This window comes from Thalassoglobus polymorphus, from assembly GCF_007744255.1.
GTDB classification, from domain to species: Bacteria; Planctomycetota; Planctomycetia; order Planctomycetales; family Planctomycetaceae; genus Thalassoglobus; species Thalassoglobus polymorphus.
The window spans coordinates 5,381,226-5,396,910 of sequence record NZ_CP036267.1; the positions used below are offsets into that span (position 1 = coordinate 5,381,226).

The 15,685-nt window shown below is 50.0% G+C and carries 10 protein-coding genes; 6 read left to right on the forward strand and 4 right to left on the reverse strand.

The annotated features are described in order from the left end of the window. Positions 1–44: 44 nt before the first annotated feature. Positions 45–692, reverse strand: coding sequence for a hypothetical protein (locus Mal48_RS19520; protein WP_145203626.1), 648 nt, complete (start codon positions 690–692; stop codon positions 45–47). 282 nt (positions 693–974) lie between these two features. Here Mal48_RS19520 and Mal48_RS19525 point away from each other — a divergent pair, with 282 nt between their 5' ends. Then, entirely contained in the window at positions 975–2,471 is a 1,497-nt protein-coding gene (locus tag Mal48_RS19525) for an arylsulfatase (protein WP_145203629.1), read from the forward strand. Positions 2,472–2,646: 175 nt separating this feature from the next. Here the strand turns inward: Mal48_RS19525 and Mal48_RS19530 are convergent, their stop codons facing one another. After that, positions 2,647–4,491 (reverse strand): sulfatase-like hydrolase/transferase, encoded by a 1,845-nt coding sequence (locus tag Mal48_RS19530; RefSeq protein ID WP_145203632.1) that lies wholly within the window; start codon positions 4,489–4,491, stop codon positions 2,647–2,649. Positions 4,492–5,464: 973 nt separating this feature from the next. Between Mal48_RS19530 and Mal48_RS19535 the strand changes: the two genes are divergently transcribed. From Mal48_RS19535 to Mal48_RS19545, 4 genes are all read left to right on the forward strand, one after another. Further along, a complete protein-coding gene (locus tag Mal48_RS19535; RefSeq protein WP_197441843.1) occupies positions 5,465–6,076 on the forward strand; it encodes an RNA polymerase sigma factor in 612 nt (203 codons plus the stop codon). Positions 6,077–6,234: 158 nt separating this feature from the next. Continuing rightward, a complete protein-coding gene (locus Mal48_RS23405) occupies positions 6,235–6,381 on the forward strand; it encodes a hypothetical protein (RefSeq protein WP_197441844.1) in 147 nt (48 codons plus the stop codon). Between the two features lie 152 nt (positions 6,382–6,533). Continuing rightward, entirely contained in the window at positions 6,534–6,923 is a 390-nt protein-coding gene (locus Mal48_RS19540) for a BlaI/MecI/CopY family transcriptional regulator (RefSeq protein WP_145203638.1), read from the forward strand. Next, a complete protein-coding gene (locus Mal48_RS19545) occupies positions 6,923–8,986 on the forward strand; it encodes a M56 family metallopeptidase (RefSeq protein ID WP_145203641.1) in 2,064 nt (687 codons plus the stop codon). Before Mal48_RS19540 ends, Mal48_RS19545 begins: the two co-directional genes overlap by 1 nt. 181 nt (positions 8,987–9,167) lie before the next feature. On the opposite strand, the gene Mal48_RS19550 is transcribed toward Mal48_RS19545, so the two are convergent. Next, complete coding sequence (locus Mal48_RS19550; RefSeq protein WP_145203644.1) at positions 9,168–9,785, reverse strand: FHA domain-containing protein; 618 nt, start codon at positions 9,783–9,785, stop codon at positions 9,168–9,170. A gap of 338 nt (positions 9,786–10,123) precedes the next feature. Next, positions 10,124–10,498: a response regulator gene (locus tag Mal48_RS19555; protein ID WP_145203647.1), complete on the reverse strand. Its 375-nt coding sequence runs from the start codon at positions 10,496–10,498 to the stop codon at positions 10,124–10,126. A gap of 645 nt (positions 10,499–11,143) precedes the next feature. On the opposite strand from Mal48_RS19555, the gene Mal48_RS19560 reads away from it, so the two are divergent. Then, positions 11,144–15,649 carry an outer membrane protein assembly factor BamB family protein gene (locus Mal48_RS19560; RefSeq protein WP_197441845.1) on the forward strand — a complete coding sequence of 1,502 codons (4,506 nt, stop codon included), beginning with the start codon at positions 11,144–11,146 and terminating at the stop codon, positions 15,647–15,649. Positions 15,650–15,685: the final 36 nt, after the last annotated feature.

Sequence of the window (15,685 nt, forward strand, 5' to 3'; positions counted from 1 at the left end):
ATTGAAGAGAGCGATCACCGTATATCGAAAATTGACGCTTCGGTTTAACGATCTACTGAGTCAGTCCGTTCGAATGAGGCTTGCTGGATATAGTTTCGACTGGGCTGATACGGTCGATCGTCCACAATAAAGGGACGCGACTGAGCAATCGTTGTTCGCAGTACCGGATTGTCGACGAGTGACTGGTAGACCAAATTCGATTGCCAGTTATAATGCCGATCAACGACAGCTCCCTCTGGGTCAAATTTTGTCCGCACGTAATAGTAGACTCGCGGATCTTTCGGCTCGTCGAATTGCCGCGCCCACATTGAATCGGGGATGTTGTACTTCTTTGACCACAACTGCTCGACGAGCAGTACGCGGGTGATCGGTTCATGTTCAGTATGCCGGAGAGTATTGGCTGCCACTCTTCCCGAATAGAATCCCCACGAATCGTAATCGTGTCGCTCGGCTGAGCCATACGGCCTGATCGGCTTCCATGGCGGAGAGACATCGTACAGGTTTCCGCTTTCACCCTCTGCGATCAGAAGCACACGTTTCTCAAAACACCCCCAGCCACAATACATATCCCAAACGACGAAATAATTCGCCAGGTGGTCATAAACATTAACCTTCAGGGCATGAACTGAGAGCCCGTAACAGAGAGATCCCAGATACAAAACGATAATAAAATTGGTACCCCAACGTCGCATTGTGCAGCCTCCTTGCCGCATGAATAAGCAATTTTCTCGGCACACTATCCAAAATGCCCGGTTTTGGGTCAATATGAAGTCCGCCGGATGCCCAAGCTGGGAAGATCCCGCAGTTTACGATCCGAGAAATTACGAAAAGAGCCTCTGACGTCGTTCACGAAAGCAAGCTGTTCGACATTTCGTCAGTATTTTGATTACGATTTACATCACATGTGAACGTTCCATGCGGGACATGAGTCCCCATTTCTGCTCGACAGTCACATTTTCAATCAGGACAACTCCATGAGATGGACGACTCTGCTCCTTGGATTTTTTGCCTTCGTCGCCGGACTTGAAGGTATCACGCAGGCTGCTGAACTATCGGGTTCGAAGCCGAATATCATTCTGGTTATCACCGATGACCAAGGATTCGGCCCCGTTGGCAAACATGGACATCCATGGGTTCGCACACCGAATATGGATAAGCTGTACGATCAAAGCACTCGCTTCACTCACTTTCTGGTCGCTCCCACCTGTGCCCCGACGCGATCCGCCCTGATGACCGGTCGACACCCAATGCGAAACGGTGTGACCCACACAATTCTTGAGCGTGAGAGAATGACGCTCAACGCTACGACTCTCCCTCAGGTGCTGAAGCAAGCTGGCTACACATCCGGAATCTTCGGAAAGTGGCATCTCGGTGATGAAGATGAGTACCAACCGCACAAGCGCGGTTTCGATGAGGCGTTCATTCATGGTGCCGGAGGAATCGGGCAAGCTTACGATTGCAGCTGTGCCGACGCCCCGGGAAACAAATATTTCAATCCGTACATCAAGCAGAACGGATCGTTCGTGCAAACCGAAGGATTTTGTACGGACATCTTTTTCTCTGCTGCACTCGGTTGGATCAAAGAAGTCAAAGAGCAAGATGCCCCATTCTTTGCTTACATCACGACGAATGCTCCGCATGGACCATTCATCGCTCCTCCCGAAAACGCCAAACGGTTCACCGACATGGGTTTCACAAAAGACGAAGCCGGGTTTTACGGGATGATTGAAAACATCGACGAAAACGTTGGGCTGCTCTTAAACAAGGTCGATGAATGGGACCTCGCAAACGAGACCGTTGTCATCTTTATGTCCGACAACGGGATGACCGGCAGAGGCTCGGGGCGGCTCGGAAAACAGATTGGAACAACCGCAGATGGAGACGAGCTGTTTCCTTACAATGCAAACATGAAAGGGTTGAAAGGCTCTGTTGATGAAGGAGGGGTTCGCGTTCCATTCTTTATTCGCTGGAATGGAAAAATTCCGGCAGACCAGGATGTCGATCGGATCGCTGCTCACATCGACCTCTTCCCGACCCTCGTCAGCCTGGCTGGAGCAACAAATCCAGAAGATCAAGTCGAAGGGAGAGACTTGATCCCATTGATCGAAAACCCTGAAGCAGAATGGAAAAACCGACTTCTGTTTAGTCATAAAGGTCGCTGGAAAACCGGAGTCGATCCGAATGAGCATCAATGGAAAGACTTTGCCATTCGCAATCAACGTTTTCGTCTGGTTGGGAGAGATCAGCTGTACGATATGCAAAAAGATCCCGGGCAAACAAAAAACGTCGCAGAAGAGCATCCGAAAATCGTCGAACGATTGCTGAAGCGTTATGACCAGTGGTGGAAGAAAACTGTCCCGATGATGGTCAACGAAAAAGCCGAAATGCTGCCATACCGACCGTTCCACGTGCAGTTCAAAAAACAGCAGGAATCGACCGGCATTCCAAAATGGAACGCTCCGCAGCTATGAACAACGATGAACAGCCATGACTTGGCAACTCGCGGAAATTCCGTCTCCACGGGTAGAAGAATCACAAAACGTTATCGAGCATCTTTCGAATTGGCGTTCAGGCCCTGCCTCGTGAAGAACTGCAATCCCATAAGAGAAACGCGTTCTTCGCGGGCACGCGGTCGAGCAAACGGCTCTAATCTGCAAGATACTCAAGACGTCGCGCGACAGTGTCGTTTTCCAACAGATTGGGTTGAAGAAGCGACTTATCAATTTCGAACTCATAGCCAGGCTTGCCATCTCGCAACAACACGAGAGAGTTCAGAATGAGCCCCGCTTCAATGCCGGAGTCAGTCTCTTTCAGCGCTTGTCGAAACGTAGCCTGCGGGTCGGCTGCACCGATCAATCCCAAGAACTCGGCGGCCCGAATTCGCACTAACCGGTTCGAATCGTTCTTTGCTAGCTCAATCGCGACGGGCGCAAGCTCTTTGGCCTCGTCCCCGAACGAGCTGCAAGCAATCAATCCCCAATATTTGACCCACGGATTTTTTGCTTCCAGCGCCTTCAAGAGTTTCGGCTTAGCCTTGGAGAACGGAAGTAAACTCAGGTCAGCGATCTTCACCAGTCGAGCGATTTGCTTTTGTCGCTTCTTGCCGAACTCAACGGGGTTTTCAAAAGCGACCTCAGCGAGATAACTTTCTGGAAAGAAGCTGAGGTCGGGCAGACCAGAAACAAACAGAGAGAGCTCGCTTCGCATCTCTTTCAAAACGGAAGCGTATTCTGGATCGCTCGCAAGGTTGTGAACTTCGTGCGGGTCAGCTTCCACATCATAGAGTAACTCAGCAGGTCGCGGTTCGAAAAACTCGCGTTGAGCATCATTCAGCTTGCCTGCCTGATACAGTTCCCGCCACTCCTGAAACGCCAACATGCGATAGCGGTAGTTGTTTTGTAAGCCATCAAAATTGAACGGTTGATAGTTACGAATGTACTCGAAACGCCCCTTTCGCCAAGTCCGCACCAGATCATATTTTTCGTCGAATCGATCAGCATATCCGAATGCGGTATCTCGCTTGTTCACGTCCGCAGCCTTGACACCTTCCCCCAAAAATGGCCGACCATCGACTTGTTCCGGAACTTTCACGCCAGCCAGGTGAAGGGTTGTTGGACCAAAATCAATGAAGCTGACAAATCCAGATTGACGCGAACCCAATTCCGCATCGACCAAGTGCTTCCACTTCTCAGGCACACGGACCACGAGAGGAACGTGCAATCCACTTTCGTAGGCATACCCTTTACCTCGCGGGAGAACTCCACCATGGTCGCCGAAATAAAAGATGAATGTCTCTTCGAGCAGGCCATCTGCTTTTAACTGATCGACCACCGCCCCAATATGCTGATCAACCAGTTGTATCCGATCTCGATAGCGCGCGTTCGTGTATCGAAAAGTTTCGGTATCTGGATGATAAGGAGCAACAAACACAGTTTCCGGGTCGGTGGATGTCTTTTCATTCGCCATCACCTGTTTCGAAAAGTGCAACGAACTTTCGTGTGTTGCCGTAAACGATTGCTTATAGAAAAAAGGCTGCCCCTCGCGCCGGGAACGCCATGTCGCCTTTTTCGACGACATGTCCCAAACACCTTTTCCCTCAGTTGCATTATAATCTTTCTTGCTGTTATTCGCGGTATAGTAACCGGCATCACGTAGATAAGCCGGGAGCATTTTGAGGCCCTCGGGCATTGGCACCGTTACCGATTTCCGATGATATTGAGTTCCAATTCGAGGGCCGTAGCACCCGGTGATCAACGTCGTACGGGCCACACTACAAACGGGCGCGTTGGAAAATGCATGATCATAAATCAGCCCATGCTGAGCCAGTTCGGCAATCCGGGGAGTCTCGACACCATGGTCATCGTACATCTTCAGATAGTGCATCGAGTTGTCTTCTGAAATCAGCCAGACAATGTTCGGTCTCTCCGCAGAAAGAGCAACGGAACTCACAAACTGAAAAATGAACAGTGCAAAGATCGAAGTCGATTTCATAAGAGTTCTTTATCTGCCAGGAATTCGCAACAATTAAATCCTCTCTCATAGTGACTGTTCAAAATGAATTCGACAATGCAACTGCCACAAAATTATTGGCTGACGACCTGCTTCAACAAATGGTAAACGCCACCAATTGTCGTCGCATAAAAGTAAATTTGACATTAATCTTTACGCTCTGCCGTGTGCCCGTGAAGAACGCATTTCTCTAGTAAAAATGCTGTTCACCACGAGGCAGAACATGCAAACCAATTCGAAAGATATTCTAGCATTCAAATGATCTAGGAAACTTGGAGTGCTTACCCAGCGAGGAAGACTCGACTCACCTTTCATTTCGAATTCATAGACTGCTATGATCGGTAAGCGTAACCGTCTTTCATATTTACCATTAAAGGCTTAAAGATGACCCTGTAGAACATTCCAGAGAAATCACCAAGACAGTGAAGTTCGCCAAGCAGCGTAGTTCAATGCAATCAAACAACGAGCGAACTCTGAAATTTCGATTTCGGACAAACTGAAATCGGTTCAGGAATGGAGCCCATTCTTGTCGATTATCATTTAATCAAAATATAATCAACATAGAAAAAGTGGTTGCGATGCAAGCGAAGTCGTTGACAGGGGCAACTTTCCCGCCGAAGCCGTACTCAGGCTCAAAATTGCAATTTTTCACAAACTTGAGACAGCCCCCGTTAGGCTCGCTCTTGCCTGCACCGCCGACTCATTCCATCAAAGACCCTTGGAATCAGGAATGAACCTTATCACCAATAAGCTTTTCCTGGGTGCGCCCCGCGAGAAGATAATAATTTCAAAAAAATCTCCTATTTCGCGAAATTTTGGGCCAAATCAACGCCCGTAATTCGCCCTCTAAGTAACGACAGGATAATGCGTTAAGTTGAACGACGATAAATTTCCGACAATTTGAGGGAGAATCTTAAAAATGGATCGCGAGATTATGGATTCAGAAGAATCAAGAATGACTTCAGCGAGTTTAATTTTGGGGATTCAATCGGGGAAGGAGGACGCTTGGGTACGCATGACACACCTGTTCGGGCACCTGGTATTCAAGTGGATCAAATCTCTATCGCGACACCAATTTCAGTCACACGACATTTCAGATGCTTCGCAGGAAGTCTTTTTAACTGCTACCCAGAAAATTGAGTCATATCGGCACTCGCGAGAAAAGCATGGTTCTTTCCGAGGATGGCTATTCGGAATTACGCGAATCGTCGTCCTTCGCCATTGGGAAGAAGTTGCAAACACCCCCATCCCGAATGACGAACTTGCTCAAGAGATCGAATGGGTCCCAGAAGATCTCGTTGATGGACAGGAGTATGATGGAGACGTGTGGCTTCTTGAAATGGGACAAACTTACGAAGCGATTGAAATCATTCGAACGAATACGGAACCTCACGTCTGGCAAGCATTCTGGCGGACTGTCATCAATGGTGAGCAAGATGCTCATGTCGCTGAAGATCTCGGGATGAGCGAGAGCGCTCTCCGAAAATCTCGCTACCGCACAACAAAACGCCTCCGAAAACAGATCACCGAACTGGACAGCCAGCCCCCTGAACAACCAGAACCTTAAACACGCTCCTGTAGAATCTCTCAAATGAGCGTCGACAAGAAAAGACATCTCGATCATCTTCTGGGGCTTCAAGTCTATTCACGTAAATGTAAGTGATCCACCTCACGGCGACTCTTCCTCACAGGGACACGATAAGGCAAACTGCTCTATAACTGATCTTGAAGCTTGAAATTGCTCTCTCAATCATTGAGAAAAGCAGCTACCCCAGAGGTTTACGGACCGGCTCTAAAGAGATTGCGTTAAGAGAGTCCATTCGAGAGCAACCGACAGAAGCACCAAGCCTGGCTGCCCCGAAATGGGAATAATCTGAGATTGGACTGGAAATAGGGAATGGCTCGGCGTAACATTTACACTTACGACTGTCCGCCAATTAAAAGTGATATGCAAGTTCAGTGGCTTGCGACAGACAAGACAGTCAAGATGGACCAGTCAATTACCCCTTGAGCGAAAGTCTGAAATGCCCCAAAGGCCCGCACTCTCAAAGGCGGAAATGGAGATCGCCAGAATTGTCTGGGATCTACAAAAAGCAACTGTTCGAGAAGTTCTGGAAGCCCTCCCCGAAGGGCGGGACATTGATTACAAAACCGTCCAAACTTTTCTCCGTCGCCTTGAAGCAAAAGGATATCTCACTTCAAAGCGAAACGGTCGCAGCTTAGTTTACACCGCAAAAATCCGTCCGAATCAAGTGATCCGGGAAACGGTCAAAGACTTTGTCGGAAGACTGTTTGATGGGGAAACGCTTCCGCTAGTAGAACATTTGATCCGAGAGCAAGGATTGGAGAATGACGACATTCACCAACTTCGTAGTATGTTGAATGACCTCGAATCCGACAACACTTCCAAGTGATGAACGAACTGCTGGACACATCTCTCTGGCGACAACTTTGGCAAATCACGCTGTTGATTCCTGCCGTCGTCCTCTTCGTACGGTATGTCCTCCCGAAATCTCCGCACCTCGCATACGGCTTGCTGCTGCTGGTTTTAGTGAAAGCGATTTTCCCACCCATCTGGGATTCCCCAACTGGAATTCTCTGGGAAATGGTCCCCTTCGTCGGCCAGAGTCAACCGGCAGTCACAGCTCCTGAGCCTCCCGTAGAGACCGCTAACTCTGGAACCTTTCAGAAAGCTGATGCGATCGACACCAGCACCGAAAGTTCCTCGGCCGTAACAAGGTCGGTGAAAGAGTCTCCAGCGATCAAAAAAAACGCATCTGTTCCTCCAGCGAAACCGTGGCCATGGAGACAGATCTTATTTGGAATCTGGCTGGCAGGTGTACTGAGTTTACTGGGCTACATCCTCGGAAAACGGGCACAACTGTTGCGGTTCCACAAAGACACCCAAGTTCCTGCTTCGGATGAACTGCTGGAAGCAGTCGAACTGGTTTCCGCTGACTTAGGGTTACTTCACATACCGAAAGTCCTCGTGACACTGCATCCAACTGTTCCGTTTGCAAGCGGCTTCTTTCATCAAGTCGTCGTTTTGCCGTCGCATGTTGTCAATCAAACCGACATCGCTGAAATCAAGCTGATTCTCGCACACGAGATGACGCACCTACGCCGGGGCGACACGCTGGTCGGCTTGCTACAGCTGCTGGTTCAAGTGTTGTGGTGGTTCCACCCGCTCGTCTACTGGCTTAACCGTGAAGTCCGTCGAATCCGAGAAGAGTGTTGCGACACTGATGTTGTCACGCAATTGAAATGTCAGCCAGCGAATTACGCACGTTGTCTTTTGAACATGCTGGAGCTACATCAACAACTACGACCTTCTAAAGAACTGGTTGGGCTCAGCCCACTTGAAGTGACAGCCAAGCGCATGCAAAACATCATGCGAACTCCTAAGCGGAAACAACACCGGTTGTCTCAAACTCTTTACACGCTCAGCCTGATCGCCTTTGCGGTGGTGATTTTGCCGACATCAGCAAGCTCTTCTCTCACCCCGAAGGTCATTGTTGGCGACCTGGAACCTCCAGCTGCGAAGCGTGTGGCTTCAACACCAGAACCGAAAAATTCAAAGAAGAAAAAGTCGCGGCCGAGAAACTCGCCGAAACAAAAGCCAGCCATTCCCCCGGCTTCGAAAGTCGACCCTCCACTCGATTCGAACGCACCTGCAGATCCCTCGGTTCCCGTTCCTGTCCAGAAGCTGAACTACAAATATGTTCGCGGGGATCAACATCCGTACCGCATTCAAATCGAAGCGAAATATCCAACTGAAACGAGAAGGCACACCGGAACCCCGACATTTCAGGTCGATGCCTACGCTGCCGGGCTGCCTGCATTTTCACGACTCAACAAAACATTCACGAATGAAGTCTTCCCCCGAGACGGAGTCGAACTGCCGAGTCTCCCGAGCGAATTTGCTCAGGAAGAAAACGAATCTTTCTCTCCATTCCCTGCTCCCCCAACGTTTAGTCGACCGTTTTCACCATTCGCTGAAGAGGCTCCAACTGGACCAGTCTCAGGTTCTAATGGGCAGGTGAATCCAACTGAAGGTCAGCTTCCTTACCTGCTCGGATCTCTGGAGTCCTGGGTGTTTCCGCAACTCCCCCCAGATGCCACTCACAAATGGCAGGAAGAATTCCATCGAGAGATCACCTTGTTGTCCGCAACAACCTCTGTCAATTCTCCATTTTCACCCCCACATCAAGAGAAGCTGCACGCCACGATCCAGGTTGGTGTGGCACCAAGCTCCACCGCTAAAAATGAGGTGACACTGACTCGAATCTGGACTCTGAACACCTCTGAACTGGCGAATGAGGAACCACGTCGTGAAATTTCTCTGACAGGGAAAATCCGATTCGATCTGAAACGTGGATTCCCAATCTCCGCCAACTACACCGGCCGGCTGGTTGAGCGAGAACCCAATCGCGAATACCGCATCCCGTTACTCATCGAGATTCAACGGATCGATTAGCACAAGTCCAATATCGCTGGTCGCGTTCTGCCTCGTGGCGAGCAGTGTGTGTCGTCGTGAATGCGAACTTCACGGGCACAAAAAGCATCTTTCGAATTGGTTTGCAGGACCTGCCTCGTGGCGAACAGCATTTTACGAGAGAAATGCGTTCTTCACGGGCACAAAAAACATTGAAAATGCTCTAATCCTGTTGGGGTTCGATGAGATCATCGAGGTAGCGAGAGAGTTGGGGGGGGAGCATTTGCAGACGATGCCAGGCATCGTCTGGGAGGCGGACTTCGCGTTCGGGGTGATCGGGAGAATCCTGAATTTGGTTGAGGACCGTAAGCATTTCAGTACGTACGAATTCGACGAGCGTGGCGACTTCGGCAATCTGATTCGCTGAGAGTCCTGTTGGTGCCTGAGGTGGCTCCAATGGAAAAGCTTCGGGAAGGTCTCCCGGATCGTCTCCAACAGTTTCGTGGGCGTCGGGAATCGAGAGATCTTCACCAAGTTGCTCGAGTTCTTCTGGCGATCCAATCACCAAGAGACAACGTCCAAGAGCAATTTGATCGCCGATTTGCACTGTTCGCATGCGTGTGAAGTGGCCGTTCACACGGGTCCCGTTCGTGCTTTGCAAATCGGTCAGGATCAATTGATCTTCATTCGCCTGAATTTTGGCGTGGTAGCGGCTAATGCGTTCATCGTTGAGCTGAACGAGGTTTTCTTCTTCTCGACCAATTGTGATCGGGGTAGGCAGTTTCCGCAGGATTGCCCCCGCTTCGAGCCCCTGCACCACCTGGATTGTCACATCTGCCATGAATTCCCCAGTAGTTTCTGCTTGTCTGTTCTCACGAAACCAGAAAGGTGCTCTTATTCCCAGTGATTGACAGCGATCCCAGAATTTTTAGTTAGCGTTTCTCAATAAACATCAGTGAATCGTAATATCAGCACAGAAGTCGTCACCAAAATAACTTCAGAAGCGTTTTCCGCAACAAGTAGCCCGATCCGAGAGCACAGATTCTTCCTTCGCGGTACGCACTGGAGCATTTCCAATGATTGTCGAGCCCGTGAAGGTCACTTCCACACCCCCATAGACGGCTTGCCACGTGGCAGAATCTAGTAACCAATATTGGATTTGCTCTTGCCTACGCTGCACTATAGCTTGACGGCACGATGGATGATATCGATGAGATGCTGACGGCGCGGCGGTTTGCGAAGCACGCGAAATGCGTTGAGGTCGTACGCTTGAGTTTCGAGTTCTTCAGAGACATCGGAACTCATTAAAATGCACGGCAATTCACGGTAACGCTCCTTCAGCCAGCGCAAGGTATCCAACCCTGTCATGACGTGCATATGCATGTCCAGAATCACGACGTCAACCTGAATCGTTTCCACAACTTCGATGGCACGTTCGCCAGATTCCACGGCGACCATCGGGAAATGTGGCTCTAATATTTCGACAACGGTCTCTCGAAATGCCTGATCATCATCAGCAATGAGCAAATTGGGAATCTCAATTGGAGCGACCACGACCTAATCCTTGTCAGAATTTACGCCAAATCTGTTCTGTTTCTGCCTATTCGTTATCATAGAATGCTAAGAACTGTCAATTCAGATATTCTGAAGCTGCCATGTCCCGCGTCTGTTTCACACCAGTGTAAACCGTTTTCGCATGCATTTCAGCTTCCACCAGAGGGATAATTATAGGCCAAGGCGTGTGGATATCACCCCTGAAAATACCACAAAATTGAGATCAATCCCTCAAATCAACGATGACTCAGGACGACTGAAAAACAGAAAAGGGGAGAAACTGAGGAAACTGGTTAAAAAGACAACAAGCGAACCCCCAGATGCCGTATCTCATTTGCTTTTATGAGAACCAGCCCGGAAACTTGTGAAGCGGTCAATTTCCTTTGTGATTGTGAGCGAGCAGATTCAGATTGCAGGTTCAGTCCTGAATCAGTTTGGAAGCAGGTTGAGTCATTGACTGAAACCTTTCAGGAGACAGATTTCCCGCCGAAACTTGTTCGGAACTATGGCCTCCTCCTCTTCGTGACACTGCCGCCAATTCATCCTCATAATTTTAATCTCCCACACATGCCTGAAGAACCTCATAGCCTGGAATCGAACGTCGTACGGATGACGATTAACACTCAGTGCCCAAGGGCAAAAAACATGAAGATGGACCGAGCGATTTTCTTTTTGGTCTTCTGTTCGCTGTGGCTTCAGGGACTCGCCTCCCCATCGCTGGGGCAGGGTGTCTTCAACCCGTTGTTCCCACCTCAGCCAAACGAAGAGCCCGATCCAACCTTTCAACATCTGCGACGCCTGCCACGCGATCCCCTCGCAGAGACAGCACTGTTTCGCGCCAAAGAGGCCATCGAAAACGGGCAAGTCACTGAAGGACTGGAAGCTCTACAAACAATTTTGAATGACTCAGAAGACTCATTCCAAACGATCGGCATGGAGATCAGCGGCTCGACAAAGCATGCGATTGAACTGATTATTGCTGAGCATGCAGAGGATTACGAACGCCTCTTCGGTGCCGAGGCCATGCAGCAGTACGAGGCAGCGATCTCGTCTCAGGATCTGAACAAACTGGCTGAGGTCGGTCGCCGATTCCGTTCGACAAAAGCAGGACAACTGGCACGAAGACAATGGGCTGCCCTCAGTGTTGATCGCGGAGAGATCGGAGCGGCTGTCCGTGAAATCGCTGGAACCGCACGATTTTCAGGTGGAAACGACTTGAATGCGAAAGTCAAACGTGCCGCCACGCTCATGGCGATGTCCGGAAACCCGAGTCGGGCGGAAGCGATCCTGCAAGACTTCGAAGGTGTTGATCTCGACCTTGCTTCGCTTACAAAGTCACCTGTTCTCCCAGCATCGGAAGCGGAGATCTTCGAATGGAGAACCCCCGCTGGCAACGAAGCACACACCGGATCATCCCGCTTTACACCTGCGATGTTTTCTGATGCCTGGTCACAACCATTGATCGATCAATACGATTTCTTCCTCGGAAATGCAGCGAAAGAGAAAGCGTTGCTGGACGATGCACAGTCGTTCGCCCGGTCGACCGAGTCCTCTTTATGGTCTCACTACTCTCAAGCCGTGTTCCCTGCGGGACGTTCGTTGATTGTCGGCAATCGAGTCATTGTGCCAAGTTACGGAACGATCAAATCCTACAATCTGGAGACCGGCGAAATCGATGGGGTCGGAGTCAACATTGATCAAACATTTAAATACTTACACGAATACACATCCGGCCCGTCTCTGGCGAACGATGAGCATCGGGAAAAGGTTCGCAACCTGTTTTTTGCAGTCCGTGGCTGGCGAGATCTCACATCGGCATCGCTCAGCACCGATGGCAAATATGTCTACGCTGTGAGCGATTCTCAACTTGTCGGAACCGTTGATCGCGAATTCTTGAATCGATCAACACAACGTCATGAACTGGTGCCTCAACCGTTCAATCAGTTGCATGCTTTTGAGCTCGATGCAGGTCTTCAAAATCGCTGGTCGATTGGGACCGTTGACGAAAATGCCTATACGCCGTTTCAACAGGATGAAGAGGTTGAACGTGAAATTTTCTTCTACGGAGCACCCACACCCGTCAAGGACCAGTTGTTTGCAATTGGAGAAGAGCGGGGACAAATTCAGTTATACGAACTGGATCGAGAAACGGGTTCTGTGCTCTGGTCACTCGGGCTGCTGAATTCCGACAAAGAAATCGTACTCGATGAGCGCCGCCGCCTCGCAGGACTGATGCCAGCTTATCTGGACGGGCTGCTTATTTGCCCTACTGGCGAAGGTGTGATCACAGCCGTGGCCCCGTACTTGCAGCAAGTTGTCTGGACGCATCAGTACGAAGAAACACGACGGATCGTCCAGAATCAAATGATGTTCCGACGTGGACTCCGAAGCCGCGGACAAACGGTTTCTCAATCAAAAGAGCGATTACTGAATGATGATCGCTGGTTCGACTCGAAAGTTGTCCAAGCTGGCCGATTGGTCATTCATACTCCGCCAGATTCCGACGAACTTGTCTGCCTGGACATCAGCGATGGATCGCGAGTTTGGGACAAACCACTATTTCGACAACGATTACTTTACGTTGCAGGCGTTTATCGAGAAACGCTCATCGTCGTCGGTCGAAGTGAAGTCGCTGCGCTAAATCTCGAAGATGGCTCGCACATCTGGAGTGCTTCAATCCCTCGCCCATCGGGTCGAGGAGTTCGCATGGGTGATCATTTCGTACAACCGCTGATGACCGGAGAAGTCGCCATCATCGACCTGAAAAATGGTCGGCAACTGGCAAGATCACAAATGCCTGGCCAGCAAATTATCGGCAATCTTTCGACTGCTCATGGAAGGTTAGTGGCTCAATCGGGAACAGCCATTCAGGCTTTCAAATCGTCTCAGGAAGTCGAAGAAATGTTGGCGACTCTTTCGGAGACCTCGAAGAAATTGGCGATTCAAGGGGAGCTTCTCCTCCAAAAAGGTGAACGAGACGAGGCGATGTCGCTGCTGGACTCAATCGACCTGGATGCTCTGACTCCTCGTGCGAAGACAGTTTTAGGATGGGCCAAGATTGATGGGCTGCATGCAGATTTTGAAGCGCACCGATCAGAGATCGCCAGTATTGAAAAGTTGCTGACCACCGAAGAGCAAACTTTCACATTTCTGCTCACCCGCGCAAATGGCCTCAAAGAATCCGGTGACCATATTGGTGCGCTGAAAAATTATCTTCAGCTATTCGAAAGCCTGGTCAGGAAAGCAACATTGCGAGACCTTGATGGGCTGCAGGAAGTCAGCGATCAACGCTGGACAATCGCTCAACTCGAAGCACTTTATGAGTCAGTTCCCATGGATCGGCGAGCCGCATTCATTGCTGAAATTCAGCGATGGCTCGAATCGACGTCCAACGAAATTGCCGTTCTCGATTTCTTGAGAATGAGTTCCTTTGAACTGGTTCCTGCAAAACAGGCTTTGTCGCAACTCCTGCAAATCACCCCACGCCCCCAGAACGCAGGCGACCTCTCGCAGATCTACTCACGACTCTCCAGTGCTCTGGACCCTGCAATTTCACAGGTCGCCAATCAGGAGCTGGCCCGACTCGCGCTTCTGCTCAAGGATGGCTCAACAGCCGAACACTATTTGAAGTTGCTGGAACGTCAAGATATCAAAGCTTCCGATTCAGACCTCTCCTCCGCAGAGATGGCAGCTGCAATTCGAAACGAAGAACAGTGGGACGAGCTGTTTAATTCCGTCCCGCGCTGGCCTGGCCAAGTGACAGAATCTGACCAGCAGAAGAAATTCACGAAGTCGGCTCGGCATCAAATTCCGCACGTCGGTCCAGAATCGGTTCCGCTTCAAGGCTGGACGTTTTTCTTGAATCACATGGGATCGCAAATCGATATCTATGACGAGCATGGTCGCCGACAGACTCAACTTCCGACACGAATTGCTTCATTACGCATTCCGGTCGGATCGTCAATTGGACGATATGTTTCGACGCATGGTCATTTGGCACTCATCGTTTTAGCCGATCGCTTCCTGCTGTTAGATTTCCAGCATCGCAAAGACTCACCACGCTTGATCGTCAGTCAGAATCTTGTTGCAGAGGAACAAAATCCTCTTGGAGCGCCCGGAGTCATCAACCCTAACCAGCAACAGCCAACTACTGGTTTCCGAACATTTCTCTCAATGACATCCACAGGAACTCCAGCTGGAAACGTCGGAGCCATTGGAACTTCGACGCTTAGCTTTGGGTTGGGAACTCAACTCACCACCATCGACCCATTAACCGGAAAAGTTCAATGGCGTCGCTACGACTTCGATTCTGGAAGTGAAATTTTCAGCGACGACGAATTTGTTCTCACACTGGCCCCGAATGAAGATCACCTCCGCGTCTTTCGCGCCAGCGACGGCATGGACCTGGGAACACGCCCCATTCCTCAGGGAGCTATTGCTTCCAACCTGGAACGCCATAATGGAGATTGGGGACGTTATTTCCCAACGATTCAGGAGACCGAAGAGACGATTCGCTTTGCTATGGTCGATCCAGTTTCCGAGGAACCATTGTGGAGTTTCGAAGCACCAAGCGGGTCAATCTGGTGCACTGTGAACCAGAGCGACATCGCATTTCTTGCTCCCGATCACACTCTGACAATCCTTGACGGTCTGACAGGTGAGCAAAAAGTACAGCGAAAAATTCCGGTTGACGAAGAAGTCATTTCAATGACCATCCTGAAGCGGCCTAACCAGTGGATCATTCTGCCAGGAACGGGTGAACCGGTGCAGTACGACTATTCGTACCCCTCACGCATTACACGCACCATTGAGAAGACGGTCGCTGGAAAGGTTGTGGCGATTAATGAGCAGACTGGCGAAGTGGAATGGACTCAAGAAATCGAAGACCAGCACATCTGCACACAAACGCCGAGTGCGTGGCCGATCCTGTTCTTCGGAAAGAGTTATGGAAACTCAATTCGTGGATTAATCCTGAATCGCTTGACCGGAGAGAAAGTGATTCAGGAACAGTTCGAATATGATCGAACGTGGATTCACTGGCAGTCGTCGGTCCAGCCGATGCAAATTTGGATTGCCTACGGGCGCAAGACCGTTAGTCTCGATTGCCTGGAACGCCTTGATGATGCAGAAGAATCACCAAAGGAAGAATAAAACCAGTTCGAGAATATGTGGAATGGCTATCATTCT